The sequence below is a fragment of the Nocardia sp. XZ_19_231 genome, assembly GCF_015355705.1.
Classification (GTDB): domain Bacteria; phylum Actinomycetota; class Actinomycetes; order Mycobacteriales; family Mycobacteriaceae; genus Nocardia; species Nocardia salmonicida.
Window position 1 is genome coordinate 634,070 of the sequence record NZ_JACUZI010000004.1, and the last position, 24,959, is coordinate 659,028.

Sequence of the window (24,959 nt, forward strand, 5' to 3'; positions counted from 1 at the left end):
CGCGTCACGCCGGGTGGTAGTGGTCGGTCGCTTCGACCCAGAACGGCTGTGCCGATCCGTACGGTGGTGCGGGCCAGCGGTAGTCGTCGTACTCGGCGAAGACCGGTGCGGCCGTGACCAGTTCGCCGTGGGTGACAGTCGCTGGCTCCTCGGGCGGTGTGGCGACGGTGTGGTCGGGGGAGCGGTCGTCCGCGTTCAGGAGCCAGGACGCGGTGCGGGCCAAGGAAACTCGAACGGTCCGGGCGAGCCCGTCGTCGGTGCGAGCCAGCAGGGCGTCCATGACACCGGCGGCCAGCAGGTAGCCCGAACCGTGGTCGAGCGCCTGGGCGGGTAGCGCGCCGGGACGACCCGGTGTGCCTTCGAGAAGCGAGATGCCCGATGCCGCTTGGACGATGCTGTCGAAACCCCGTCGCGCACCCCACGGTCCGTTCGTACCCCAGGCGCACACGGACGCCTCGATCAAGCCTGGACGTCGGGCCGCGCTGACCCCGGCCGCAGCGAGCGCGCCCGGGCGGTAACCGGTGACCAGCACGTCCGCCGCGGCGAGGAGATCGTCGAAGGTCGCGAGGTCGGTGCCCAGGTCGAGCAGCGTGGAGCGTTTGCCCTGGCCGGTATCGGAGAACTGCCAGTCGATCTCGGGCAGTTGCGGTGGGTCGATACGGAGCACGTCGGCGCCGAGCAGGGCCAGCGTTCGGGTGGCGACCGGGCCTGCGAGGACACGGGTGAGGTCCAGTACGCGAACGCCGGTCAGCGGTCGCTCGACGGTCGGAGAAGCGGAGGCGGTGCCGCTGCCGAGTCGAGCAACCGCGTGTCGATCGAGTGGGGCCGGGGTATCTGCCGCTGTCGGCCCACGAGCGTCACCTGTCTCCACGGCGACCAAGGGACCTGTCGCAGCGGCGCGGCCCATCGGACTATCCGCCCATTCGCCCTCGGTGCGGACTCGCACGGCGATGGCACCGGCGCCTGCGGCGGCGTCTTCGACCTCGGCGCCTTTCATCGCGCCCACCCTGGCGGTGAACTGGGCGGCGTCACTGTCTGCCGCGAGTTCGAGCGCCCGCAGCAATCGTTCACGGTGATGTGGGTAGTTCGCGTGGGTGCGGACCCAGCCGTCGGCGGTGCGAAAGAAGCCCGACAGCTCCGCGAAGAACTCCGGTGCGCTGCCGTGTCGACGGAACAGTCGTTCGCTGCTGAACGCCCCGGTCACTCGGTCGGCGTCGAGGCTAACCGGACTGACGGACAGACTGTGCGCCGCCCGCACGCGGTTGGCGGCCGCGCTCGCCACCGCGACCGAACCCGCCGCGAGCGCCCACACCGGTAGGGTGGCCGCCAACCGCGCACCGGGGTCGGGCACGTCGGCGTCGCCGGAGGGGGGCAGTCCCAGTCCCGTCTCGTAGGCGTGGACGAGCTGCTGCGCGGTGGTCACATCGACCAGCCTAGTTGCGGTGACGACGGTGAGGAGTGTGATGTGGGCGTGAATACGGCTGCGACGGAGTGGGTTCGAATACTGCGACCGGGTACCGCGACAGGTGGGCGATTGACGTGCTTTCCGCCGGGCGGTGGGTCGGCGACCTTCTATCGGGAGTTGGCGCGACACATCGGCCCTGACGTCGACGTGACGGCGGTGCAGTATCCGGGCAGGCAGGACCGTCTGGGCGATCCGATGATCACCGACCTGCATCTGCTCGCCGACCGGATCGCCGCCGACATCGCGCGTCGGCCTGCAGCGACGCGTTCGCTGTTCGGGCACAGTATGGGCGCCACCGTGGCCTACGAGACAGCGCTGCGACTGGCCGCCGACGGACAACCCGTTCGCGCTCTCGTCGTGTCCGGCCGTCCCGCGCCGGAGTTCGTCGAAACCGCCCGGCTGCACCAGGCATCGGACGCCGCGCTCATCGACGACCTGGAGCGGCTGGCGAACGACCCGGCCCCGGTACGACTGCTGCGCACCGAACCGGGACTCGCCGATCTGGTACTGCCCGCCGTTCGCGCCGACTACCAGGCGGTCGAGACCTATCGGCATCGGCCGGGACCGCTACTGAGCTGCCCGGTCGTCGCGCTCGTCAGCACCGAGGACCCCACGACCACCGTGGCTCAGGCCGAGCAGTGGCGTGCGGTCACCTCCGGGCCGTTCAGCATGCGTACCTTCGGCGGCGGGCACTTCTATCTCGACGCACAGCACGCCGCGGTGGCGCAGGAGATCACACGGCACGTGAACTGAGTCGGCGCTGGTACAGGCGCGCGTAGCCGAGCCAGGAGACGAGCACCGTCACCGCCACGAGCGCGCGGACCAGGCCGAGCGCGCTGTCGGGGTAGATCACCCCGGTCAGGTAGTGGTCGATGAATCCCGCCTCGGGCAACTCGCCCACTCCGCCTCGTCTGCGCGCCCAGTTCTCGGCGTAGGTCAGCGGGCAGTGGAAGCCGATCAGGATGGTGCCGAAACCCCAGGCCACGGCCATCGCGTGCAGGCCGATGGTGCGAGGCCATCGCCACGCGAGGAATCCGCCGGCGACCACGTACGCGATGAACGCGACGTGGGTGACGGCGAGAATGTCGGCCAACACCTGGAACGGCACCTATTCAGAATATGTACCCGCTCGCCGATCGGATCATGATCATCATTCCGGTTCGGCAACGCTTGTGGATCACCAGGGCGAAGGCCGGTAGTCCTTCAGGAAGCAGCCGTACAGGTCGACGCCGTCCTCACCCTGCACGATCGGGTCGTAGACGCGGGCTGCGCCGTCGACGAGATCGAGCGGAGCGTGGAAGCCCTCTTCGGCCAGACGGACCTTCGTGAAGTGCGGGCGCTCATCGGTGATCCAGCCGGTGTCGACGGCGGTCATCAGGATCGCGTCGGCCTCGAACATCTCGAGCGCGCTGGTCCGGGTGAGCATGTTCAGCGCGGCCTTGGCCATATTCGTGTGCGGGTGCCCCGGACCCTTGTAACCGCGGCCGAACTGGCCTTCCATCGCGGAGACATTGACCACGTACTTGCGCCTGCCCGCCGCGGCGGCCAGCGCCGGACGTAACCGCGACACCAGGATGAACGGCGCGACCGAGTTGCACAGCTGCACCTCGAGCAGTTCGGTGGCCTCCACCTCGCCGACGGTCTGCACCCAGCTGTTGGTGTGCGCGAGATCGGGGACGAGCCCACCGGCGTCGATGGCCACGCCCGCCGCGATCCGTTCCGGGGTGGCCGAGCCCGCGACCAACGCGAGTTCGGCGACATCGGTGGCCGACAGCGACGGCGTGAGCGAGGCGGTGAGCGCCGTCGGGTGCGCCTGCATGGTCTTGCCGAAGGTGACCATCTCCGGCAGCACGCCCGCGGGCAGCGGCGAGTTCTCGGCGTCGACCAGCGCGCTGTAGGCGCCGGCCGAGCGGCGCACGGTCTGGGCGGCGTTGTTGATCAGGATGTCGAGGGGGCCCTGAGCGGCGACGTCGTCGGCCAGGGCGACGACCTGTGCGGGGTCACGCAGGTCGATGCCGACGATGCGCAGCCGGTGCAGCCAGTCGGCGCTGTCCTCCATGGCGGCGAAGCGGCGGATCGCGTCGTTGGGGAAGCGGGTGGTGATGGTGGTGTGCGCGCCGTCGCGCAGCAGGCGCAACGCGATGTACATGCCGATCTTGGCGCGGCCACCGGTGAGCAGGGCGCGCTTGCCGGACAGATCGGTGCGGGCGTCGCGCTTGGTGTGGCTCGAGGTCGCGCACTCGGGGCACAGCTGGTGGTAGAACGCGTCGACCTGGGTGTATTTCTGCTTGCAGATGTAGCAGGGTCGCGCCTTGAGCAGGGTGCCCGCGCTCGCACCGGAGGTGGCCGAGCTGATCGGGATGCCCGCGGTCTCGTCATCGATGCGCTGGGGGGAACCGGTGGCGGTCGTGGCGATGACCGCGCGGTCGTTCGTGGAGATCTGCTCCCTGGCCTCGATGCGGCGGCGGTGCTTGAGCTTTTTGAACATGTGCCCGACAGCGCGCTGCACGGCGATGGAATCGGGATGTTCCTTCTCCAACTGCCCGGCGCGTTCCAGTACCCGCAGACAGGTCGCCAACTCATCCGGATCGATCATGTTCTCGGTCATCGGGGAGTGCGACATTCCTTCGTGCGGGAGCGGTGGACGACATCTATTGTCGCATTGGCCGCGCGAGCGACCCGCTGGGTATCGTGATGGGCCGTCGCCGCAACCGCGCGACGACGATACGAACCCGACGGAGCAGCCCGATTTCCCCGCTGGACACCGATACCGCAGACGCGCCGCGCAGGCGCAGGCTCGAACCCGACGAGCGACGCGCGCAGATCCTGGCCTGTGCCATCGACATGTTCGGTGAGCGGCCCTACGCGGCGGTGTCGACCGCGGAGCTAGCCCAGCGCGCGGGGGTGGCGCGCGGCCTGATCAACCACTACTTCGGCAACAAGCGCGACCTGTATCTGGCGGTGGTGCGTCGGATGGTGACCCTGCCGCGTCAGGACAGGGTGTCCATTCCCGACGGCACCGCGGGCGAGCGGGTCGACGCGATCGTGGGCTGGCTGCTCGACACCATCGCCGAGCACGGCACCACCTGGGTGAAGGTCACCAGCCACGAGGGCGTCGGTGACGACCCCGAGGTGCAGCAGATCCTCGACCAGGCCGACGACGCCGCCGCCGAACGCATGCTGGTGATGATCGGACGCGCCGATCTGGCAGACAGTGCGTCGTTGCGCGCGCTGGTGCTCGCCTACGCGGGCCTGGTGAAAGTCGCCGGGCGCGAATGGATTACCCGCGGCACGCTGACCAGGGCCCAGATGCATCAACTGCTGGCGGACACCTTGCTCACGATCATCAACGAGACGATCCCCAGCATCCTGCGCACCGAAACGACACCGAGGGTGGAACGGGGCGAACACTAGGGATCGAGCGCACGCCGCGAGGGTGGCAGCGCGACCGCGGCACCGTAGCGCTGTGGTCCGGCGTGGCCGGGTGCGTGGCCGGTGCGGCCGAGCGCCTGTTCGATCTTCTGCTCGCGGTGATGTTCGAACATCAGCGCAGCGACGCCGCCGCCGAGGAAGAGCACCGTCGCTATTCCGGCCAGCACGGCCCACCCGGTGTGCTCGGTGCCTGCCGCGACGAGGGTGCAGGCGAGCCCGACCACCCCGATCGCGCACATGATGATGCCGGGGACGTTGTAGTCGTCGGCCAGGAGGTCACCGGCTTGGGCATGCCAGGCTGGGTCTGCCGAAGGCGTGCTGCCGGACATGAGTCCTCCTCGCGAGCTGAGGGATGCGCGCAGTGGTCCCCCTGACTACCAGCATGAACCTGTTCCGTCGGGCGAAGCAAATGGGTTAGCCGGTTCTTTACCAGGTGGGTTACCGCACAATCACACGTTATGTCACTGTGACCCTATTTTGCGTTTGAGCTGTGCTATCGGGCTGCGAGTCCTTATTCTCGTCGCGTAACCCGGCGTCATACCTGTTTCGTTGTGCGCCCGGGGAGATCGGAGAGGGACCCGGGGTTGATGGCACGGTACGAGGAATGGGACGACGACCCCGAGCAGGAGTCCGATGATCGACGTTGGGACGGCCAGCGCTGGCCGCAGGTGTCATCGGAGGGTGTGGGCGGCGGTCGCCGCAGTGACCAGCCGCGTGTGAATCCGTATGCGATGGTGGCGCTCGCCGCCGCGCTGGTGCTGCTGTTTCCGATCGCGATCGTATTCGGGCTGCTGTCGTTCGGGCATCCGCGCGGGCGGGGAATCGCGTTGCTGGCGTTGCTGCTCGGCATTTGCGAGGTGGCGGTGGCGGTGGCGATCGGGCTCGCTGTTTTCGGTGGGTTGGATGTGTCCGTTCCGGCGCTCGCCGGGTCGTCGACCACGACACCGATGCCGGTGTCGGTGACCTCCCACGCGACGCCGACGACCACCGAGGCCGTCCCGGTGACGAGCCCCGCGGCAAGCAGCGAGAAGGGCAGCGTGGTCGAGAAGGGCACCGAGTGTGCCGCCGAGAAGGCCGGTCTACTCGGTGTCGCCGCAGACGGTGCGACGTTGCTCTGTCTGCGCGGAGCAGGCGGTTACACCTGGTCGGGGCCGTTCCGGGTTTCGGGGTCCTACTACACCGCGGGGGCGAAATGTGATCCCGCGGTGGACAAGTCGGGCCGCACCTCCGACAACCACGCGCTCGTGTGCGAGGGCAAGGGCGGCGCCGCGGTCTGGTCGCCCTGGACCACCGAGTAGCCCTCAGCGGCCGGCGGGGGCTCGGGATCGGGGGAGTAGACCTCAGTCCTTCTTGGCCCGGCTCGGTTGCACGCGCGGTGGCTCGTTCGGCATCTTCGGATACTGGGGTGGCCACGGTGCGTCCATCAGCCCCGCTGCCATGTCGCGCTCCGACATCTCCAGCAGCGGCTCGATCGACTGCGCTGCCCGGTTCGCCCACGGATCACCGGACTCGGCGAGGCGGGCGGGCACGGTCGCGAGGGTGAGTTCGTCGGGGACGACGGTGTCGAGTTCGGCCCAGGTGATCGGCGTCGACACCTGACCGCCGACCTTCGGCCGCACCGACCAGGCGCCGAACACGGTCTTGTGCGGCGCGTTCTGATTGAAGTCGATGAACACCCGCGAGCCGCGCTCCTCCTTCCACCACTGTGCGGTGATCTCCTCGGGGTGCCTACGTTCCAGCTCCCTGGCCAGCGCCACCGCGGCCGCCCGCACTTCGTAGCCGTCCCACTTCGGTTCCAGCGCGGCGTAGATGTGCAGCCCACGCGAACCCGAGGTCTTGATGGAGGAATCGATGCCGAGTTCGGCCAGCAGTTCGCGCGTACGCATCGCGGCGCGGCGCAGATCATCGAATCCGATGCCGGGCGAGGGATCGAGGTCGATGCGCAGTTCGTCGGCGATCCGCAGATCGGGAACGTGATTGGGCCACACGTGGAAGCCGAGGCAGCCCTGATTCACCGCCCACAGGATGTGCGCGAGATCGTGGGCCACCAGCGCGTCACTGGTGGTGCCGTTCGGGGTGGACACCTCCACCGTCTGCAACCAGTCCGGCGCCGACTTCGGCACCCGTTTCTGGAACCACGATTTGCCCGAAGCGCCGTCGGGATAGCGTTCCAGCAACAGTGGACGGCCCCCGATCGCGCCGAGCAGCGGATCAGCGACGGCCTGGTAGTAGTTGACCAGGTCGAGCTTGGTCTCCCCGCGTTTGGTGAAGTAGATCTTGTCGGGATTGCTGATCGTCAGCGCGCGGCCGTCGATGTCGAGTTCCACCGCGGCGCTCATCGGCCGACCCCGAAGATCGCGTCGAGCTCGGCGGGTGCCACTTCGTCGAGTTGGGCGTAGGTACACGACTCCGGGGTGCGATCGGCCCGGAACCGGGCCAGCCGCCCGCCGTGGCGGAACCGTCCCGACTGCACGTGCTCGTAGCGCACCTCGGCCACCAACTCGGGCCGCAACGGCTCCCACGACAGGTCCTTGCCGCCGCTCCATCGACTCACCCCGCCCGGCATCTTGCCGTCGGCGTTCGCCTGCGCGACAGCGTCGGCCCAGTTGCGCCACGGATGATCATCGAGCGCGTTCTCGCGCAACGGCGCCAACTCGCCGAGCAGTTCGCGGCGCCGGGCCGCGGTGAAACTCGACGCCACCCCGACATGATGCAGATTGCCCTCGTCGTCGAACAGACCGAGCAGCAGCGAACCGACGCCCTCGCCGTCCTTGTGCATCCGGTACCCGGCGACCACACAGTCGGCGGTGCGTTCGTGCTTGATCTTGAGCATCACGCGCTTGTCCTGCAGGTAGGTCAGCTCGTCGGATTTGGCCATCACGCCGTCGAAGCCGGCACCTTCGAACCGGGTGAACCAGTCCTGGGCCACGTCGGGGTCCTGGGTGATCGGCGTGAGGTGGATCCGGCCGGGCGCGGCGTCGAGCAACGATTCGAGCTCGCGGCGCCGCTGCGCGAACGGTTCGGTGGTGAGATCGCGATCGCCGAGGGCGAGCAGATCGAAGGCGACGAAACTGGCCGGTGTCTCGACCGCGAGCTTGTTGACCCGCGAGGCCGCCGGATGCAACCGCTGCTGCAAGGTATCGAAATCGAGGCCCTGGTCGGTGACCATCACGATCTCCCCGTCGACGACACAGCGCGGCGGCAGCGCCGCCTTCAACAGCTCGGCCAACTCGGGGAAATACCGGGTGAGCGGGCGATCGTTGCGGGAACCGAGCTCGATCTCGTCGCCGTCGCGGAACACGATGCAGCGGAAGCCGTCCCACTTGGGCTCATAGCTGAGTCCGGGTTCGCGCGGCAACGACGGCGTCGACTTGGCCAGCATGGGGCGCACTGGCGGCATCACCGGTAGATCCATCCGATCCTCCTCGCGGGTGTGTTCACCCGTATCGACGATGCGAGCACGCCCGATTCATCGGTGTGTGAGGCGATCGTAGGACGGGGTACCGACACGTGCGCGGACATCGGGCGTGCGCCTGTCGCGGTCAACTGTCCGCGGGGAGCGCACGCGGCGCGGAGCGCGGGCGCGAGGTCAGCTGTCGAGCCAGCCGTGTTCGTCGGCGAAGGTGGTGAACCGGTCGCGGATGGTGATGATCTCGGCCGCGGTGAGCGCGGGGGAGGCTTCCAGCAGCAGTTCGGTGATCTGCTGACGCAGTTCCTCGGGACCCAACTGGTCGCCGCTCTTACGCGTCTTCGGAGCCGCGGTGGCCTGGCCGACCCCGGTCAGGTTGATCGCCTTGGGTCCCCGATCACCTTCGGTCACATCGAATTCGAACAGACGACCCTGACGGAGCTCGTCCTCGTCGAGGCCGAAGTCGTTGACGTGGACGAACACATCGGGCCCGCCGTCATCTGGCCGGATGAACCCGAAACCCCGTGAACCGTCGAACGACACCAATTTCCCGATGGACACCAACCAACTCCTCGCTCAGCTTCCCGTCGCTACTCTAACGCGGCTTTTGGGCGATTTCGCCCGGAAAGTGGATAGTCGGCGAAATCTACGGACTCGCGATGCGGTCGGCCGACCGAGCATGGTCACGATCCGGTAACTGCGCGTTCACATCCAGTCATTAGCGTGGCTCACCTGTCGGAACGGTGTGGAGGTTGTAGACGCGTGTTGGACCCCGGCGTGGGGATGAGGTCGGGGGGATTCGAGGCCGGTCGCGGCGTGTTGTCGGCGACGGTGCGTACCGGGAGTGCTCCGGGGCGTTCGCGGCCTGCCACGCCACCGGTGCTCGCTCCACGCCCGTGTCCGGCGCACGTGCCGCTCGCGCCCGCACAGGAGCGGATGTGGCAGGCGGCGCGGCTGGGCCGGTCGGCGGACTGGAATGTCGCGCGGGCCATGCGTTTGCGCGGCACGTCCGTCGACGTGGCGGCCCTGCGCGAAGCGCTGAAACTCCTTGTCGCCCGCCATGATCCGCTGCGAACCCGATACCCGGCGACCGAGCTCGGCCCGGCGCAGCGGGTAGTCGAGCCCGGCGATGTGGTCCTCGATGTGGCCGAATGCGCAGTCAGCGCAGCCGAACTCGGCCCCGCGGTCGCCGAGCTGGCCGGGCGGCCCTTCGATCTCACCGGTGAACTGCCGGTGCGGGCACGGCTGTTCGTACTCGGCCCCGACGATGTGGTGCTGGCCCTTGTCGTGCACCACATCTCGGTCGACGGCCGCTCGATGGGCCCACTGATCCGCGATCTGGTCACCGCCTATCTGGCATGCCGGGCCGGCACGTCCCCGCAGTGGCGGCCGCTGCCGATCAGCTACATCGACTACACCCTGTGGAAGCACGAGCAGCTCGGCGAGTTCACCGACGAGTGGAGCCGGGCAACCCATCAGCTGCGGTACTGGGCCAATGCGCTGGCGGGCCGTCCCGCCCTGCTCGCCCTACCCGCCCGCGAACAGCCCGCGCCGACGATCGACCCCGTCGCCGGTGCGCTGCTGCCGATCTCGTTCGATGCCGCGACCCACGCCGGGCTGCTGCGGTTGGCCCACGACGGTCGGGCGAGCCTGTTCATGGTGTTGCAGGCCGCGTTCGCCCTCACCGTCGGCGCCTTCGCGCGCAGCTCCGATGTCACTGTCGCCACGGCTGTTTCGGGACGCGATCACCGCCTGCTCGACGATCTCGTCGGCAACTTCTCCGATGACGTGCTGATGCGGGTGCGCCTCGACCGCGCGGGCGACGTCGAGGAGCTCATCGATCAGGTCCGCCGCGTCGCGCTCGCCGCGTACGCCCACCCCGATACCCCCGACACCCGCCTCAAACGCTGCCTGCTGGAGGACGCCGCGCTCCCGCTGTTCCAGGCGACGCTCATCCTGCAGCGAGCAGGGGCGCCGCGCACCGCCACTGAACCTCCACCGGCACAGGGTCTTTCGATCACCGAGATACCGACCGGTGTGGTCAGGGCCAAGCATGATCTCGAGTTCGGGCTCACCGATCACTACGATCCGCTCGGCGTGCCCGCCGGTATCGACGGGTCGTTCATCTATCCGATCGCCCGATTCGACGAATCGACCGCACAGCACTTCGTGGCGCGCTTCCGCGTGGTCATCGGGCTGCTCGCGCAGGGGTATCGCGGCCCGCTGGCGCCACTGCTGGCGGCGGCCGGCCGAGCTCGTTCGCTGAGTACGGCTCGACGTGCGACCAGGGTGCTCGTCTGATCAGCCGCCGCGCTCCATGGCATATCCGGCATCGCGCCACGCGACGATGCCGCCCTCGAGGCTGAACGCCGCATAGCCCGCGCGGTGGGCCAGTGCGGCGAAGCGCAGCGAGGTCTCCCCGACCGGGCACACGAACACCACCGGCCGTGACCGCGGAAACGGCACACCTTGGGTGAGCATCTCGTCGAGTTGGTCGTCGCGGATATTGAGTGCGCCGGGGACATGCCCGACCCGGTAGGCCATCGCGCCCCGGGTATCGACGACAGTGGGTCTGCCGGTGCGGTCGAGTTCGGCGAGTTCGGCGGGTGAGAGCGTCGGCGCGGTGTCGTCGGGGCTCGGGGGCGCGGGTGCGGTGGGCTTGCCGAACAGGTCGGGCCGACGTTTGGCGAAATAGGACAGATACGGTTCCATTCGGTCGCACACGATCAACACCGCTACCAGCGGTCTGCCCTCGGGGCGCGGCGCCGTGGCCAGGGTGCGCAGAGCGGCGTAATAGCCTGCGCCGCTGGTCGGTCCGGCGAGGACGCCGTAGCCGTGAACCAGGTCGAGGGTCGCCTCGACGGCGGCGGCGGAGTCGACGGTGACGATCTCGTCGTAGAAATCCGGCCGAAACAGGCCGACCTCCCACATCTCGCGCTCGGAGCGGATACCGGGGATGAAGTCGAAACGGTCCGACACCACTCCGACGGTGCGCAGCCCGGGATGATGGGCGAGCAGTGCCGTGGCGGTGCCACGGGTGGAGCCGGTGGTGCCGAGGCCGCCGATCAGATAGTCGAGATGGTCGATGCCCGCGTCCGCGAGATCGGTGGCGATCTCGGCGCCGGTGCCGTCGTGGTGGGCGGCGACATTGCGCTCGTTCGTGTACTGCGAGGGGTGATACCAGCGGCCATGCCCCTGGCTGATGGTCTGCTCGATGACGGCCGAAACATCATCGGCCGCATGGGGATCGGGGCACTCGGACAGGCCGGGCAGCTCCACGATCTCGGTGCCGAGCAATTGCAGCAACTGGCGGACCTCGCCCACCCTGATCCGGTTGGTGACCGCGCGCAGCGGGATTTTGTGCAGTGCGCCGAGTACCCGCAGCGCTTTGGCGGTGTTGCCGCTCGACGCCTCGATGAACGACTGTCCGTCCGCGGTGACGCGCTCGAGGTCGTCGCGGATCATCGCCCAGGCGACACGGTCCTTCACCGAGCCGAAAGGGTTGTGCGACTCCAGTTTCGCGTACAGGTCGACGTCGGGTAACCCGTGTACGGCGGGGTCGAGACGCAGCAGGGGAGTGTTGCCGATCAGCTCGGTGATGTGGGTGTAGACCATCACCGGCCCCCGGGGCGATAGTCGGCGTCAGGGCAGAGCTCGAACCGTCCGTAACGATGCAGCACAGCGACTTTCGCCGGAACCGGATGCATGCTGGCCTGTGCGGCCGACAGATCCATATGGTAGGCGGCGGTATTGGCGAACACCACCGGATCGCCGGGGGAGGGCAGCTGCGCGACCCGCACCTGCCGCTGGGTGACCAGGTCGCGCTCGAGGCACAGGTGCCCGGCGAAATACACTCCGACAGGCCGCGATTCGACCTCGTCGGCCAGCACGATCGGATCGATGAGCACCTCCTGGTCGGCGGCGGTGACGGTGTCGCGGCTGAGATCCAAATGAACCAGCGTCGCGCCGTTACCTGCCTGTTTGACGAATTCCACCTGGGCCACGGTGATTCCAGCGTGGTCGACCAGCGCTTTGCCCGGTTCCAGCCACAGGTCGAGGAGATTGTCGGTGAGCACCGTCCCCAGCGCCCGTCCACCGTGTCCGGGCAGCGCGGCGGCGAGTAGTTCGGCGAGCATGGCGGCGGCGGGTTCGGAATTGGCGTATTTGTGGAACACCGGCCCGCCGTGCACCATTCCCTCGGCGAGGTGGTAGCCGAAAGTGTTTTTGCCCCAGTGCATCGCGGGGCCCCGTCCGAGCAGGCCCGCCCGCAGTACATGGTCGTAGGCGTCGTAACCCGCGGCGTCGGCGGTGAAGACCTGGCGCAGCCCGCCCCCGATGTCGAGCACGGTCGGCGCGAGTCCGTGCGCGTAGGCGCGTTCGATCAGTTCGAGACAGTCGCCGACCGCGTTGACCCGCTCCGTGGTGGCCGCGGTGTCGAGGTGGAAGGCGAACCCGAGCAGCTGCAGCCGATCTCGGTGCCGCACCAGCAGTTCCAGTGCCGTGGCCACATCGGCGAGATCGATGCCGAACCGGCTCGGCGAGCTACCGGAGAACCCCGAAACACGCAGCAGCACCGGCACTATCTGCTCTGGCGACGCCAGCTCGGCCAGCGTCGCGAGTTCCCACAGATTGTCCACATTGACCGTCACACCCGCGGCCAACGCGGCCCGCAGCATCGCGGCGCCCTTGGGTCCGGTCACCTCTACGCGGTCGGCGGGGAATCCGGCAGACAGTGCCGAACCCAGTTCCTGCGCCGACGCCACATCGACAGCGATCCCCGCGTGTGCTGCGGTACGGGCGAACGCCGCCGAGCGATTCACCTTGTGCGCGTAGCAGAGTCGATATCGGACGGCGTCGGCGTCGAGCACGGTACGCAGCGCTGCGAGGTTGGCGGTGAAGACCTGCGGGAACAATAGATGCAGGGGGGAGCCGTAGCGGCGCAGCGCCGCGCGCACGCCGTCGCGGTCGGTGAGGAACGCGGCGACGAGCGGATGCAGCGCGGCGGGGACGGCAGGCGGGATCATCCCACCGACGCGCCGGGCACCTGCGCCGGCACGTCGTCGACCGGGTTGTAGCCACCGTCGCGCAAGGCCTCGAACACACGGAACCGGTTGCGCGGACTTCTGATCCGGGCGATCACCAGCTTGGATTCCAGGTCGATCTCGACGACGGGGATGTCCATCGACTCGAGCAGAGCGGTGATCGTGCGCACGCAGTGTCGGCAGCTCATATCGGGCACGTAGAAGACACCGTCGTCGCCTGCGGGGTCGGTGCCGGGGCGCTGCTCGGTCAGGTCCTCGACCACCTCCACCGAGCCCGCCAGCGCGGCGAAGGTCTCGACGAACCGGTCTGCCACGGTAGCGAGCACATGCACCCCGACACCGTCGATATCGTGCTGGGTAGCCGCGAGACAGGTGGGCCTGGTGTCGGCCGACAGTAGCGCGTACTGCCGGGAGATCAGGTCCAGGTCGTCGTGATACTTCGCGACGGCCGCCTCGGTCTCGAGACCCTCCTCGGTGGTCGCGCGCGCCATCACCGCGTGCGCGTCGGCGATGGTGGCGTCCTTCATCGTGCGCAGGACGGCGATCGAATCGGCGGTATAGCGCACGGACCCATCGGGCTGGGCGGCCAAGCGCACCGGGATCATCCCGCGCCGGAAGGTCGAGGCCTGCAACTCCCAGAACCAGCGGGTCGCGACGGCGGTGAAGATGCCGGAATCGTGCATCCCCCTGGCGAATTCGACGACTCCGCGATAGGGGGTGTCGGCGGCGATCAGTCCGTGTTGGACCAGCGCCCGCCCTGTTGCCTCGACGCCGACCCGGAAGATCTCGTGCGGATCGTGATCGGTGGTGGTCGCGGAAAGGACACCGCGATCGTGGGCGAGCAGGGCCGCAGCCCGCGCCGGGAGACCGGACTCCGACAGCGAATGCCACAGTGCGAGAACGGTTTCACGCGCGATCACCGCGAGTTCAGGGCCTGAGCCCGCGGTGTGGAAGTACCCGGTGTTGGGGATGCCCGCGCTGTCGGTCCAAGTGAGACGGTGGGTCGCGCTGGTCACCTGGTCGGTGCGGCACGGTCGCATGAACCGTTCCAGATACATCCGCTGGGACTGCGTCAGCGCGGCGCCGGACTCCGGTTGTAATGCGCTGGTACGAAAAGTGATTCGCACCGGGGCCGGCGGGGCGGTCGAGGCGAAGAGTCCGGGGGCGGCCAGTCGGGCCAGTACCCGGGACGCGGCGCGGCGATCGTAGTGCTGCACGGTGGGCGTGCCCATCGTTCCTCCTCGGCGTCGGGGGCTTGGTGGACAGCTCGGGTCAGCGCCCGTGCCCGGCGATGCGGGACACGCAGGCGACGAATCGGTCGATCTCGTCGAGGGTGTTGTAGAGGTGGGTGCTCACCCGCACCGAACCGCTACCGGCATCGGCCGAGGGCACACAGTGCGCCCCGGTCCGGACCAGGAACCCGGCATCTGCCAGCACGAACCCGAGGTCGGCGGCGGTGAGCGTATCGAGGGTGAACGAGACGATCCCGTAGCCGACCGCGCACGCGGCGTGCGCGGGCCCGGGAAGAAAATCCAGCCCGGGGACCTCGCGCAGACCATCTATCAGCCGCAGGGTGAGCACCCGGTTGTGCGCGGCCACAGCGAACCGGTCGAGTTCGTCCAGCAGATCGAAAGCCGGTGCCAGGGAAAGGATCCCGGGAAGATTATGGGTGCCGCCCTCGAGCAGTTCGGGCATCCCGGTGCCGACCAGGCCGGCGTCGGTGATCATCACCCCGGAGTGCCCGCCGGGCAGGAAGGGCCGCAGCCTGCCGTGCACCCGGCGATGGCAGTACAGCAGGCCGGTCCCGGGCGCACCGAACATCTTGTGCCCCGCGAAGACCGCGAAATCGGCACGCAGAGCGCTCACGTCGACCGGCAGATGCCCACCGCTCTGCGAGCAGTCGAAGCACAGCAGGATCTCGGGGTCGATACGGCCGTGCAATTCCTCGAGGGTGGTGAGCCCGCCGTACACGTGATGCAGGTGGCTGGTGGTGATCAGCCGGGTGCGCGGACCGACCTGCGCGAGGAGGTCCTCGATGTCGGCCTCGCCGGTCGCGGTGCTGCGATAGGGCCGCAACACGATGCGCCGGCCGAACCTGGCGAGGGTGTCACGTAGGTGATGCCACGGCAGCACATTGGCGGCGTGATCGGCGGGGTTGTAGACGATCTCGTCGCCGTCGTTCAACTCGGCCAGGCCCCAACTGTGCGCGATCGCGCCGAGTGCGGCGGTGGCTCCGCCGGTGAACACGATTTCGTCGCGGTGCTGCGCGCCGAGGAACCCGGCCGCTCGGGTACGGACAGCGTCGATCCGCGTGGACAGCGAGGTGGCCCAGCCGTAGGTCCCGCGGCCCGCGTTGGCGGTGTGTTCGCGGTGGTAGTCGGTGATTGCCGTGATGACCGTGTCGGGCTTCTGTGTCGTCGCGGCACTGTCCAGATACACCACCGAGGGATCTGCCAGGGCGGGGAACCGCGCGCGAATCGAGGCGGGCACCGGGGTGGGCGCGTGCCGGATCACCGAGGCGGCGGCAAGCTCGGGCCGGGCGGGGTGCACGTCTCAACGATACGCACGTTTGTGGCGCGGCTCGCGAAGAATTCTCAGCCGCAGGGCTTTTCGGCAGCGCGGGGTGGTGTCGGGCTCAGTAGTTGCCCTGGAGGTATTCGACGAGATGTTCACGTTCGGCGGCGAGTTCGGTGATCTCACTCTTCACCACGTCACCGATGCTGACGATGCCGACGAGTCGGTCCGACTCCACCACCGGCATGTGCCGGATCCGGTGCTCGGTCATCACATCTCGCAGCGAGGACACGTCTTCCTCGGGCCCACAGGTGCGAACCCGGGCGGTCATGATGTCGTTGACCGGCCGATCGAGCAGCGCGGGCCCGTGGGCGTGTAGATGACGCACCACATCGCGTTCGGAGACGATGCCCGCGATCACCACGCCATCGGGGGAGACGACCACCGCGCCGATATTGTGCTCGGCCAGCGCCGCCAGCAAATCGCGCACCGTGGTCTGCGGTGTCACCGTGGTGACCGCCGTGCCCTTGTGACGCAGGATCTCCGCTATCCGCATACGCGCACCACCTGTCCGGATCGTTCGTCGCCCACCAGCATGACCTGTCGGAACCGACCTGACCAGCACGAAGACGTTACGACCGGACTATTCGTCGTCCAGCCCCGCGGACAGATACGCGGCGGCGGCCAGCCACTGACGACATTGTGGGCCGTGGATATCGTGCTGGCGCAGCATCTCGCGCGCCTGACGGTAGGTGAGCCCGTTCGGCTCGTCGCTACACGCGGTGGGCGTTGCGACCGCGGCACCGAGGTGACGCTGAAACGGACTACTCATCGAAGTCCCCTCCCATCCGGCGACGGAAGGTTGCCCGGCCGGTGGAGCCTGGAACCTTCCGATGATCTTGCGGCCTGAGTCTACGGGCGCGCTGTTTTCGAATGCAAGCACATCTGCACGTTCGTTTCGGCCGTGTCGGCTCGCGATGGGGTTGCGGCGCTTACGAATTCAGGGGGCTGGACGGCTCTATCGGAGCGTGTTCCCGGTCCTGACATCGGGTAAGTACCGACCGGTGCGCAGTGGCCTCGGGCGTGTTAATGTCCCCCTCGCGCAACACAGATGCAAGAACGTTTGTGCGTGCATCTGCAAATTTCGTACCGATGGGCATTATTCGAGAAGGAGGAGTGCGGTATGTCCGGAATGCAGCATGATCAGCGTGAACGCCCGGGAGACGGTGCGTGGCGCAAGAGCACCTACAGCAACCCCAGCGGCAATTGCGTCGAGGTTGCCGAAGCCGCCGACGGCTCGGTCGCCGTGCGCAACTCGCGCGACCCGCAGGGCTCGGTAATTTTCTACACCCGGCCCGAAATCGACGCGTTCATCCGCGGCGCGAAGGCCGGAGAGTTCGACTACCTCACCGGGTAATCGGTAGGATCTGGGTCCATGACGGCTGAACCCGACGAGATCGGTCGCGTGCAACCTGTGGTCGACCGCGGCCCCACCGTGTTGCGCATTGCGCTCGGTGGCCAGTTGCGCAAGCTACGCGAGAGCAAAGGCATCACCCGCGAGGCCGCGGGTGATGCGATCCGTGGCTCGCACGCCAAGATCAGTCGACTCGAGTTGGGTCGCACCGGTTTCAAGGAACGCGACATCCGGGATCTGCTCACGCTCTACGGCGTGCACGATCCGGTGGAACGTACCTCGTTCTTCGAATTGGCGAGGCAGGCAAGTGAACCCGGTTGGTGGCATCGCTACAGCGATCTGCTGCCGTCGTGGTTCAGTACCTACCTAGGGCTCGAGCAAGCGGCCAGCCAGATCCGCACCTATGAGGCACAGCTGGTGCCCGGCCTGCTGCAGACGCCGGAGTACACCAGGGCGATTGTCAGCCTCGGTTTCGACGACGCCGAAACCGACCGTCGGGTCCAGGTTCGGCAGTTGCGCCAGGATGTCCTACGCCGGATCGACCCGCCGGTGGTGTGGGCGGTGATCGACGAGGCCGTGCTGCATCGTCCGATCGGTGGGCGCGAGGTGCACCGGGCCCAGCTGCGCCATCTGGCCGAACTGTCGGAGCTGCCGAACGTGACGGTGCAGGTATTGCCGTATGCGGCGGGCGGGCACGCGGCCGCGGGCAGCTCGTTCAGCATTCTGCGCTTCGGCGAGCCGGAACTGCCCGACATCGTCTACCTCGAGCAACTCACCAGCGCGCTCTACCTCGAGCGTCGTCAGGACCTCGCGATGTATCTGACAGTGATGGATCAGCTCAGCGTCCAGGCCGAACGGCCGGATCGCTCGCGCGAGATCCTGTTGTCCTACGCCGAGCGGGAGTGACGGCCGAACAAGATCGACGGCCGAGCGGATTCGACACCGAGAACTGGATCGGACTGCACTGAATATCGCGCAGTCGATCGTCGGATACCGACTCGATGGTCAGTATCGGATGCAGCCGGCGGCGATTCGCCAGAAAGTATCCGGGGTCAGCATCTGCAGATCCCAATCGTCGGCCAGGTCGTGTGCGGTGGTCACGATCCGGTCGATATCGAAATCGTTGCGGGTCGCCGCGCCGGTGGATTCCACGGCGTCGATGACGAAGGCGACCGCGCTTTCCCTCGACCACTGGGTGGTCTCGGCGTGAGTGGCCGCTGCGAGATCAGCGAGGCCGGACCGGCCTTTGGTGTTGTTCATGACAAATGCCCCTGTGCTTCTCAGGCAGTGGCAAACCCAAGGCAATCCTGACCCCGGGTGTGCCGCTCGCGGCCTCCCCTGACTATCCCCTGAATTGTGTTGCGGCCCTGAGTTTAGGACGGAGGCACTTTCAGATGCAAGCACATCTGCACTATCGATTCCGTCTCGATGCAGCGCATTACCCGGCTTCTGAGCGGCGAATCGGGGGTGGTGGCACCGCCCCCGCCGAGAGTGGCGCTCGGATAGTGGCGTGACCGGCGGTTAACAGTGTTCATCGGGTGACGACGTAATGTCCCCGAGGGGTGGCGATTGTGTCCATCGGGCGAAATATGCTGCGATAGTTAATTTCTGGTTATCAAATGGCCGCGACGGCCGGGTCGATGGGCTGCGATCCGGATACCAGCTCGAGAGTGCGGCGAAAAGTGTTGTCCGCGACCAAGATCGATGCGAGCGTCGCGGCGACGTCGGCGCGCGGCACCGAATCGCGCGGAATCGGCGGCGGTCCGAGCGTGATCAGACCGTTGCCTTCGGTGTCGGTGAGCTGACCGGGACGCAGGATCGTCCAGTCCAGATCGCGGGTCCGCAGATCCTCTTCGGCGCGGGTCTTGGCGTCGATATAGGCGGCCCACACCTCGTCGGTTCCCGCGGCGGGTGGGCTGCCGGCGCCCATCGTCGAAATCTGCACGAACCGCGCCACGCCGGTCTGCTCGGCGGCGTCGGCGAGTTGCACCGAACCGTTGAGGTCGACGGTGTATTTGCGCGCCGCACCGCTGCCCGCGCCCGCGCCCGCCGCGAATACCACCGCGTCCGAGCCCGCGAGGGCGGCCGCGAGGTCGGCGGGGGTGTCGCGCTCCATGTCGTAGACCACCGGGACGCCGCCGGTCGCGGCGATATCGGCGGCCTGGCCCTGGTCGCGGATGAGCGCGTGGACGTGGTCACCGCGCCGGGTCAGTAACTGGGCGAGCAGGAGGGCGATTTTGCCGTGTCCACCGGCGATGACGATGCGCATGGTGCTCCTATCAGCGTTCGGGGCCTCCGGGATTGCAGTTCGCCGCCACCGTAGCCTGATAGCCGACGTCGGGACGCCACGGCTCGAGATTCCAGCTCGGTTTGTCGGGTGCGACCATCCTCGCCCACACCCAGTGGCACAGGAACTGGTCGCGCATGCCCGGCGCGTCGGCGTCGGCGTCGAGAGCGCGCACTTCCTGCCAGGCCAGCTCGTCGGTGCCGGGAGCGCCCGTTTTGCGGCCCGCCTGGGTAGGGACGACGAGCAGGCGGGGACCGTCGACGTTCTCGGTCCAGCTCACGTGGTCGATGAGGGGCAGGCCGGCGTAGGGATCGACCGTCGTGGTGGGCGGTGCGATGGTGGCGGGCACCCGCTTGGTGGTGGTTGTCGTCGGAGCGGCGGTGCTGGACGGGGTCGCGACCTCCGGGGTGTCGGCCGAGCCGCAACCGGTGAGCACGGCTACCGCGGCGAGTACGAGCCGGAACTGCCACCGTGTCACGAACGCCCTTTCTGTCGTCGCGGGCCGACGAGCGCCCGCCCCGACAGCCTAATGCGGTCGGCGCAGCGGTGTCGCGATCGTCAGTGCCACAGGGACCGGCAGGGCAACCGGCGCAGTCCGGGGGCGACCTGACCGTCGACGGTGACCTGCAGGCCGGAGTGCACGGCCGCCGAGGTGAACTCCCACGCCTCGGCCTGGGTCGCGGCGTATTCGAGGACCAGTGCGTCCTCGGGTGTCGGGCCGTCGAAGTAGACCGTGATCCGCCGGGTCGGTATCTCGTTCGGGTCGATGCGGTGGAGGGTGGCGGCGATGTTCTCGTCGGTGGGAATCATGGCGTGCTCCTTTCGCCCCGGCACTGGTGAGCGCCTTCCTACTCGACGGTAGGGCCTGCACCATGGAGAGGAACACGTTCCGATTTCGCTTGGAGATCTCACAATCCACCTGTCGCCGCGGCGGTGCGCCCCCCATATGGGCGCGCGCTGCCCTCCGGTCACAACCATGTGGCAAGCAGGTTGTGAGCTCCGCCGATGTTCGCGGCGACCCGTCGACGGGGAGCCACGGTACCGGCGAGGATCGCTTTTGACAGCAGCGACACGGGAGGGACAGCCGCATGATCTGGGGACGCGCTCGGCCACGCCGGACACTATCGGTCTGCCTGGCGGCGGCGGTGCTCACCATGGCCTCCGCCGCGGCGGGCCACACCACACCCCTGTACCCGACTGCCGACCCCGACCCCTTCTACAGCCAGCCGGCCGACCTCGACGATCACCAGCCCGGAGACGTGCTCGGCGTGCGGCCGATGCCGCCGCTGGCGATGTTTCCCGACACCACGATCACCCTGATCCAGTTCCGCTCCACCAACTCCGCGGGCGACCCGATCGCCGCGACGACCACGGTGCTGCAGCCGAACAATCACCGCGCCGATGCCCCCGTGCTGTCTTATCAGCACATCATCAACGGGCTCGGCACCCGGTGCTCGGTCTCCAAAGTCCTCTACACCGACGATCCGGACCTGATGGTGCGCGAGGCGGTGGCCTGGAACTACGCGCTCAAGCGTGGCTGGACGATGGCCGTGCCCGATCACCTCGGGCCCAATTTCGCTTATGGCGCGGCGAAATTGGGTGGTCAGGTGACCCTCGACGGGATCCGGGCGGTGCGCCAGGTCGAACAGCTGCGGATCGGCGGCAGCCGGGTGGCGATGGCCGGGTACTCCGGTGGCGGCATGGCGACGGCGTGGGCGGCGGCACTGCAGCCCGAGTACGCACCCGAGCTGGAGATCGCGGGGGCGGCGATGGGTGGGGTGCCGATGAACCTGGTGTCGATGCTCGAGGGGCTCGGCTTCGGTTCGCATCCGGTGTTCGGGCTCGCGCTGGCCGCGGGGATCGGCCTGGAACGTGAATACCCGCAACGGTTTCCGATCAGCGATCAGATGAATACCAGCGGCCTGGCGGCCCGCGCGTCGATCCGTGATGCCTGCACCAACGACATTCTCGGAGCCGGAGCGGGACGCGGCATCCTGGACTTCGCGGCCACCACCTCGCTGGTGAGCGATCCCCAAGCGCGCGCCGTGGTGGAGGAGAACAGCCTCGAGCTCTATCCCGGTGCGCCGACAATGCCTGTCTTCGAATGGCATTCGCCGATCGACGGTCTCATCCCGGTCGATGCGATCACCTCGACGATGCATCGGTGGTGTGCTGCGGGGTCCAAGGTTGTCAGCCAGCAGACACCGACCCCGGACCACCTGACCGCAGCTGTGCTCGGACTGCCTTCCGCGCTGAGTTGGCTCGACGCCCGGCTGCAGGGGGAACCGGCGCCCAGCACCTGCTGAGTCCGGTTTCGATCGGTCCGGATCCGCGCGCCCCGAGCGGATCCGGACCGATTCGTGGTGCGCCGGGTCGATTCTTGTTGCGATACAGCGGCATTGCGCACACGACTCGGGCACAACGCCGAAGTCAGGGATCGCCTGCCCGTAGCGTAATTGCTCTGACGACGGCGCGGTGGGGGAGTTTCGGCGGGGTCGAAGCACCGCATGGTGGCACGTCATCGACGAATCCGTTGCCACCCGAAGGCGTGTGTGCCATGAGATCTGTTCGAGTACTTGTCGGTTCGATGCTGCTGCTCTTCTCGTTCGCGGCAGGCACCGCCGCCGCGAATCCGCCGCCGACCCAGGAATTTCCGGTGCCACAGGTGGGGACACCCGGATTCCTGCCTGATCTACAGCGCTGGATCGACCAGGTGCTGCCCTCGCCGATCCAGCCCGACGCCGCCGATCCGGCCGCCGAGCTCGCGGCGCTGCACGCGGCGGTGTTGCCCTCGGCGGTGGGTGATCCGATCTTCGACCAGTGGCCTGCGGGGCTGGCGGAGTTATCGCCTGGTGATCTGATCGAATCCCGCGACATCACCGCGACCGCGGCCTGGTTGACGGTGGTGCCCATCCGCTCGGCGACGCTGCTGAAGTTCCGCACCGAAGACGCGCAGGGCAGGCCGTCCTATGCCACCGCGACCCTGATCGTGCCCGCCACCGAGTGGACCGGGCCGGGGGACCGCCCCGTGCTGGTGAACAACCTTCCGATCGACGCGCTCGGCCGCAAGTGCACCCCGGGATACTCACTGACGCACGGTCTGACATCGCAGTCGAGTGCGACGGAATTCCTTCCGCCGACCACCCAGCTGGCGGTCCTGCGCGGGTACGCGGTCCTGGTGCCCGACCACGAGGGCCCGTGGATGGCCTATGCCGAACCGTATGTCGCCGGGCACGCGGTACTCGACTCGATCAGAGCGGTGCGCGGTATCGACCCGATGTCCTACGGCGAGAGCCGCTTCGCGATGACCGGGTACTCCGGCGGTGCGATCGCCACCCACGGTGCGGCCAAGCTGATCGACTCCTACGCACCGGAACTGGCCGACGTGATCGTCGGCGCGGCACTGGGCGGCGTGCCGGCTGACTTCGAAATCCTCTCGCGCAGTATGAATGCCAACCTCGCATCCGGAATATTTATGGCCGCGACCTTCGCGATCGGCCGCGAGCGCCCCGAAATCCTCGCTGCGATGAACAATCTCGGCCGGTGGGTCACGACCTCGTTCATGAAAGATACGTGCGCCAGCGTGTTCGCGGTGCCGGGGATTTTGCACCTGCCGATCGACGTCGGGGCCAATATCGCCGACCCGCTGCGTTCGGAACTGGCCACCGACATCTACGAGATCACCCGGATGCAAGGTCTTCGGTCAGCTACTCCGCTCTACATCTACAACGGTGACCAGGAATTCTGGATCCCCGCGGAGGGCGCTCACAATCTCTACACCGAGCAGTGCGAACTCGGTGCCACCGCGGTCTATCGCGGTGTGCTCGGTGAACACATCATCGGTGCGGTGACCGGGTATCCGGAAGCGATGGTGTGGCTCGACGAGCGACTCCTCGGGGTCGCCGCGCGCAGCGAATGCTGAACGGCGAGATGATAATTCACAGAGCTTTTCGCGGAACCTGATGGTTGGACACAGTGCGGCTTTGTGGCTCGAATTCCGGGGATACCGGAGAGCTGGAAATTTTAATGTGCCTCGTCATGGCAGTTTTCGAGAAGGCGTGGTGACCTGCCCAGACCGGACGTGACAATCGTCTCGTAAGGAATTCTGCGGCTTATGTTTTGGGCGGTTTCGACAAGCCATTCGTTCTCCCGGCAGGAAATGGGCGACGAATATTCGAATCGCACAGGAAGACAAGTCAACACATGAAAACTCCCAGTCGCAGGCGCACGCTGCACACGGCGGTCTTCGCCGGAGTCGGCGCCCTCTCCATGGTGTTCACCGGGCCGGGGGCGAGCGCGGCTCCCGCTGCGGCGCCGACCGAGCAGGATCTCGCCGCCATCGTCTCGGAAGGCCGCCAGGTCGCCGGGTCCGGTTCGGCGTGCACCTCCGGCAGCGGTGCCGGGTCCGGTAACGGGTCCGGTGACTGCTACGGCGGTTCGGGTTCCAGCTCGGGTTCCTCGGGCGGCTATTCCTCCGATCCCGGCGCATATGGGCCGGAGTCGACGGCGTTCCTCGCCGCGTTCGCCTACGGCCTCGGCAATCCCGATGCCGCCGCGCCCGGGACGAACGACTGGAACTGCAAGCCGACCGCCGAGCACCCTCGCCCGGTCGTGCTGCTGCACGGCACCTGGATGAACGCCTACAACGGCTACGCCTACATGGGTCAGCCGATCAAGGACGCCGGTTACTGCACATTCACGTTCAACTACGGTCGCTCGAACATCATGGAGGGTGGCGGCGTCGGTTCGTTCCTGCCCGGCGTGATGGGCACCGGCTACATCGAGGATTCGGCCGAGCAGACCGCCGCGTTCATCGACCGGGTCCTCGCGGCCACCGGCACCGCCGAGGTCGACATCGTCGCGCACTCGCAGGGTGGGGCGATGGCGAATTACTACACCAAGTTCGAGGGCGGCGCGGCGAAGGTGAACAAGCTGATCACCTTCGGCGCCACGCATCACGGCACCAGCCTCGACGGGATCGGCGCGCTGGGCCGCATGATCAACAACCTGGGTATCGACATCCTCGGCCCGATCGAGATCTTCGTCGGGCACGCGGGTATCCAGCAGACCATCGGCTCGGATTTCGTCAACAACCTCAACGCAGGAGGTGACACTGTCGCCGGCGTCGATTACACCGTGGTCGGTACCCGGTACGACGAGGTCACCAACCCCTACGAGCTGACCTTCATCAAGGCAGGCCCGGGGGCGCACGTCACCAACATCACGCTGCAGGACGGCTGCGAGCAGGACATCTCCGATCACTTGACGATGATGTACTCCCCGCGTGCCTTGTCGATCGCGCTTCGTGCGCTCGACCCGGTCCAGAACCCGCAGTTGACCTGCGCGTTCAACCCGTGGCTCGTCGGTGGCGGCGGTTCGATCTGACCCGTTCGGGC

Annotated in this window: 26 protein-coding genes; 9 read left to right on the forward strand and 17 right to left on the reverse strand. The window is 67.7% G+C overall.

The genetic code is table 11. The features are described 5' to 3' along the window. Nucleotides 1–4: 4 nt before the first annotated feature. Complete coding sequence (locus IBJ82_RS21460; RefSeq protein WP_194827732.1) at nt 5–1,423, reverse strand: CoA transferase; 1,419 nt, start codon at nt 1,421–1,423, stop codon at nt 5–7. 111 nt (nt 1,424–1,534) lie between these two features. Here IBJ82_RS21460 and IBJ82_RS21465 point away from each other — a divergent pair, with 111 nt between their 5' ends. After that, nucleotides 1,535–2,218, forward strand: coding sequence for a thioesterase II family protein (locus tag IBJ82_RS21465; RefSeq protein WP_228537430.1), 684 nt, complete (start codon nt 1,535–1,537; stop codon nt 2,216–2,218). Here IBJ82_RS21465 and IBJ82_RS21470 read toward each other — a convergent pair. Continuing rightward, a complete protein-coding gene (locus tag IBJ82_RS21470) occupies nt 2,199–2,573 on the reverse strand; it encodes a DUF2784 domain-containing protein (RefSeq protein ID WP_194827733.1) in 375 nt (124 codons plus the stop codon). The two genes, IBJ82_RS21465 and IBJ82_RS21470, sit on opposite strands and share 20 nt — an antisense overlap. Before the next feature lie 69 nt (nt 2,574–2,642). Next, complete coding sequence (locus IBJ82_RS21475) at nt 2,643–4,073, reverse strand: SDR family NAD(P)-dependent oxidoreductase (protein ID WP_194827734.1); 1,431 nt, start codon at nt 4,071–4,073, stop codon at nt 2,643–2,645. Nucleotides 4,074–4,156: 83 nt separating this feature from the next. Between IBJ82_RS21475 and IBJ82_RS21480 the strand changes: the two genes are divergently transcribed. Then, nucleotides 4,157–4,879, forward strand: coding sequence for a TetR/AcrR family transcriptional regulator (locus IBJ82_RS21480; protein ID WP_370585419.1), 723 nt, complete (start codon nt 4,157–4,159; stop codon nt 4,877–4,879). On the opposite strand, the gene IBJ82_RS21485 is transcribed toward IBJ82_RS21480, so the two are convergent. Beyond that, nucleotides 4,876–5,226, reverse strand: coding sequence for a hypothetical protein (locus tag IBJ82_RS21485; protein ID WP_194827735.1), 351 nt, complete (start codon nt 5,224–5,226; stop codon nt 4,876–4,878). The two genes, IBJ82_RS21480 and IBJ82_RS21485, sit on opposite strands and share 4 nt — an antisense overlap. 258 nt (nt 5,227–5,484) lie before the next feature. Here IBJ82_RS21485 and IBJ82_RS21490 point away from each other — a divergent pair, with 258 nt between their 5' ends. Then, a complete protein-coding gene (locus tag IBJ82_RS21490; protein ID WP_194827736.1) occupies nt 5,485–6,195 on the forward strand; it encodes a hypothetical protein in 711 nt (236 codons plus the stop codon). 42 nt (nt 6,196–6,237) lie between these two features. Here IBJ82_RS21490 and ligD read toward each other — a convergent pair whose 3' ends face one another. The 3 genes from ligD to IBJ82_RS21505 form a co-directional block, all read right to left on the reverse strand. Continuing rightward, a complete protein-coding gene (gene ligD / locus IBJ82_RS21495) occupies nt 6,238–7,236 on the reverse strand; it encodes a non-homologous end-joining DNA ligase (RefSeq protein WP_194827737.1) in 999 nt (332 codons plus the stop codon). Then, entirely contained in the window at nt 7,233–8,312 is a 1,080-nt protein-coding gene (locus tag IBJ82_RS21500) for an ATP-dependent DNA ligase (RefSeq protein WP_194827738.1), read from the reverse strand. The genes ligD and IBJ82_RS21500 overlap by 4 nt, the downstream gene beginning before the upstream one ends. A 174-nt stretch (nt 8,313–8,486) precedes the next feature. Then, nucleotides 8,487–8,870, reverse strand: a complete 384-nt coding sequence (locus IBJ82_RS21505; RefSeq protein WP_228537431.1) for a cold shock domain-containing protein — start codon at nt 8,868–8,870, stop codon at nt 8,487–8,489. A gap of 198 nt (nt 8,871–9,068) precedes the next feature. Here IBJ82_RS21505 and IBJ82_RS21510 point away from each other — a divergent pair, with 198 nt between their 5' ends. After that, on the forward strand, nt 9,069–10,607 hold the full coding sequence (locus tag IBJ82_RS21510; protein ID WP_194827739.1) for a condensation domain-containing protein: 1,539 nt from the start codon (nt 9,069–9,071) through the stop codon (nt 10,605–10,607). Here the strand turns inward: IBJ82_RS21510 and IBJ82_RS21515 are convergent, their stop codons facing one another. From IBJ82_RS21515 to IBJ82_RS21540, 6 genes are all read right to left on the reverse strand, one after another. Beyond that, nucleotides 10,608–11,921 (reverse strand): pyridoxal-phosphate dependent enzyme, encoded by a 1,314-nt coding sequence (locus IBJ82_RS21515; protein WP_194827740.1) that lies wholly within the window; start codon nt 11,919–11,921, stop codon nt 10,608–10,610. It lies immediately after the preceding gene. Continuing rightward, the gene (locus IBJ82_RS21520) at nt 11,921–13,330 is read right to left on the reverse strand and encodes an alanine racemase (RefSeq protein WP_194827741.1); all 1,410 of its coding nucleotides are present in this window, start codon (nt 13,328–13,330) and stop codon (nt 11,921–11,923) included. Before IBJ82_RS21520 ends, IBJ82_RS21515 begins: the two co-directional genes overlap by 1 nt. Then, nucleotides 13,327–14,580 (reverse strand): heavy-metal-associated domain-containing protein, encoded by a 1,254-nt coding sequence (locus IBJ82_RS21525; RefSeq protein ID WP_228537432.1) that lies wholly within the window; start codon nt 14,578–14,580, stop codon nt 13,327–13,329. The genes IBJ82_RS21520 and IBJ82_RS21525 overlap by 4 nt, the downstream gene beginning before the upstream one ends. 40 nt (nt 14,581–14,620) lie before the next feature. Beyond that, nucleotides 14,621–15,898 carry an aminotransferase class V-fold PLP-dependent enzyme gene (locus IBJ82_RS21530; RefSeq protein ID WP_194827742.1) on the reverse strand — a complete coding sequence of 426 codons (1,278 nt, stop codon included), beginning with the start codon at nt 15,896–15,898 and terminating at the stop codon, nt 14,621–14,623. A gap of 85 nt (nt 15,899–15,983) precedes the next feature. Next, nucleotides 15,984–16,418: a CBS domain-containing protein gene (locus IBJ82_RS21535; protein WP_194827743.1), complete on the reverse strand. Its 435-nt coding sequence runs from the start codon at nt 16,416–16,418 to the stop codon at nt 15,984–15,986. A gap of 87 nt (nt 16,419–16,505) precedes the next feature. Continuing rightward, complete coding sequence (locus IBJ82_RS21540; protein ID WP_194827744.1) at nt 16,506–16,694, reverse strand: hypothetical protein; 189 nt, start codon at nt 16,692–16,694, stop codon at nt 16,506–16,508. A gap of 351 nt (nt 16,695–17,045) precedes the next feature. Here IBJ82_RS21540 and IBJ82_RS21545 point away from each other — a divergent pair, with 351 nt between their 5' ends. Together IBJ82_RS21545 and IBJ82_RS21550 are read left to right on the forward strand one after the other, a co-directional pair. Next, complete coding sequence (locus IBJ82_RS21545; protein WP_056817490.1) at nt 17,046–17,279, forward strand: DUF397 domain-containing protein; 234 nt, start codon at nt 17,046–17,048, stop codon at nt 17,277–17,279. Between the two features lie 18 nt (nt 17,280–17,297). Then, complete coding sequence (locus IBJ82_RS21550) at nt 17,298–18,182, forward strand: helix-turn-helix transcriptional regulator (protein ID WP_194827745.1); 885 nt, start codon at nt 17,298–17,300, stop codon at nt 18,180–18,182. Between the two features lie 99 nt (nt 18,183–18,281). Here the strand turns inward: IBJ82_RS21550 and IBJ82_RS21555 are convergent, their stop codons facing one another. From IBJ82_RS21555 to IBJ82_RS21570, 4 genes are all read right to left on the reverse strand, one after another. After that, entirely contained in the window at nt 18,282–18,536 is a 255-nt protein-coding gene (locus tag IBJ82_RS21555) for a hypothetical protein (protein WP_194827746.1), read from the reverse strand. Nucleotides 18,537–18,891: 355 nt separating this feature from the next. After that, nucleotides 18,892–19,545 carry an NAD(P)-binding oxidoreductase gene (locus IBJ82_RS21560; protein ID WP_194827747.1) on the reverse strand — a complete coding sequence of 218 codons (654 nt, stop codon included), beginning with the start codon at nt 19,543–19,545 and terminating at the stop codon, nt 18,892–18,894. A 10-nt stretch (nt 19,546–19,555) separates the two neighbouring features. After that, entirely contained in the window at nt 19,556–20,041 is a 486-nt protein-coding gene (locus IBJ82_RS21565) for a DUF2599 domain-containing protein (RefSeq protein WP_194827748.1), read from the reverse strand. A gap of 80 nt (nt 20,042–20,121) precedes the next feature. Next, a complete protein-coding gene (locus IBJ82_RS21570; protein WP_194827749.1) occupies nt 20,122–20,373 on the reverse strand; it encodes a hypothetical protein in 252 nt (83 codons plus the stop codon). 278 nt (nt 20,374–20,651) lie between these two features. Here IBJ82_RS21570 and IBJ82_RS21575 point away from each other — a divergent pair, with 278 nt between their 5' ends. The 3 genes from IBJ82_RS21575 (at nt 20,652) to IBJ82_RS21585 (ending at nt 24,948) form a co-directional block, all read left to right on the forward strand. Then, the gene (locus IBJ82_RS21575) at nt 20,652–21,869 is read left to right on the forward strand and encodes a lipase family protein (protein ID WP_194827750.1); all 1,218 of its coding nucleotides are present in this window, start codon (nt 20,652–20,654) and stop codon (nt 21,867–21,869) included. 251 nt (nt 21,870–22,120) lie between these two features. After that, entirely contained in the window at nt 22,121–23,485 is a 1,365-nt protein-coding gene (locus IBJ82_RS21580; RefSeq protein WP_194827751.1) for a lipase family protein, read from the forward strand. Nucleotides 23,486–23,766: 281 nt separating this feature from the next. Beyond that, entirely contained in the window at nt 23,767–24,948 is a 1,182-nt protein-coding gene (locus IBJ82_RS21585; RefSeq protein WP_194827752.1) for a triacylglycerol lipase, read from the forward strand. Nucleotides 24,949–24,959 lie beyond the last annotated feature (11 nt).

Excerpts from the sequence above, each read along its gene's own strand:
- IBJ82_RS21540 (WP_194827744.1), bottom strand. The coding sequence starts at position 16,694 with ATGAGTAGTCCGTTTCAGCGTCACCTCGGTGCCGCGGTCGCAACGCCC.
- IBJ82_RS21485 (WP_194827735.1), bottom strand. The coding sequence starts at position 5,226 with ATGTCCGGCAGCACGCCTTCGGCAGACCCAGCCTGGCATGCCCAAGCC.
- IBJ82_RS21535 (WP_194827743.1), bottom strand. The coding sequence starts at position 16,418 with ATGCGGATAGCGGAGATCCTGCGTCACAAGGGCACGGCGGTCACCACG.
- IBJ82_RS21555 (WP_194827746.1), bottom strand. The coding sequence starts at position 18,536 with ATGAACAACACCAAAGGCCGGTCCGGCCTCGCTGATCTCGCAGCGGCC.
- IBJ82_RS21515 (WP_194827740.1), bottom strand. The coding sequence starts at position 11,921 with ATGGTCTACACCCACATCACCGAGCTGATCGGCAACACTCCCCTGCTG.
- IBJ82_RS21545 (WP_056817490.1), top strand. The coding sequence starts at position 17,046 with ATGTCCGGAATGCAGCATGATCAGCGTGAACGCCCGGGAGACGGTGCG.
- IBJ82_RS21580 (WP_194827751.1), top strand. The coding sequence starts at position 22,121 with ATGAGATCTGTTCGAGTACTTGTCGGTTCGATGCTGCTGCTCTTCTCG.
- IBJ82_RS21550 (WP_194827745.1), top strand. The coding sequence starts at position 17,298 with ATGACGGCTGAACCCGACGAGATCGGTCGCGTGCAACCTGTGGTCGAC.
- IBJ82_RS21525 (WP_228537432.1), bottom strand. The coding sequence starts at position 14,580 with ATGGGCACGCCCACCGTGCAGCACTACGATCGCCGCGCCGCGTCCCGG.
- IBJ82_RS21500 (WP_194827738.1), bottom strand. The coding sequence starts at position 8,312 with ATGGATCTACCGGTGATGCCGCCAGTGCGCCCCATGCTGGCCAAGTCG.
- IBJ82_RS21490 (WP_194827736.1), top strand. The coding sequence starts at position 5,485 with ATGGCACGGTACGAGGAATGGGACGACGACCCCGAGCAGGAGTCCGAT.
- IBJ82_RS21520 (WP_194827741.1), bottom strand. The coding sequence starts at position 13,330 with ATGATCCCGCCTGCCGTCCCCGCCGCGCTGCATCCGCTCGTCGCCGCG.
- IBJ82_RS21475 (WP_194827734.1), bottom strand. The coding sequence starts at position 4,073 with ATGACCGAGAACATGATCGATCCGGATGAGTTGGCGACCTGTCTGCGG.
- IBJ82_RS21570 (WP_194827749.1), bottom strand. The coding sequence starts at position 20,373 with ATGATTCCCACCGACGAGAACATCGCCGCCACCCTCCACCGCATCGAC.
- IBJ82_RS21560 (WP_194827747.1), bottom strand. The coding sequence starts at position 19,545 with ATGCGCATCGTCATCGCCGGTGGACACGGCAAAATCGCCCTCCTGCTC.
- IBJ82_RS21575 (WP_194827750.1), top strand. The coding sequence starts at position 20,652 with ATGATCTGGGGACGCGCTCGGCCACGCCGGACACTATCGGTCTGCCTG.
- ligD (WP_194827737.1), bottom strand. The coding sequence starts at position 7,236 with ATGAGCGCCGCGGTGGAACTCGACATCGACGGCCGCGCGCTGACGATC.
- IBJ82_RS21585 (WP_194827752.1), top strand. The coding sequence starts at position 23,767 with ATGAAAACTCCCAGTCGCAGGCGCACGCTGCACACGGCGGTCTTCGCC.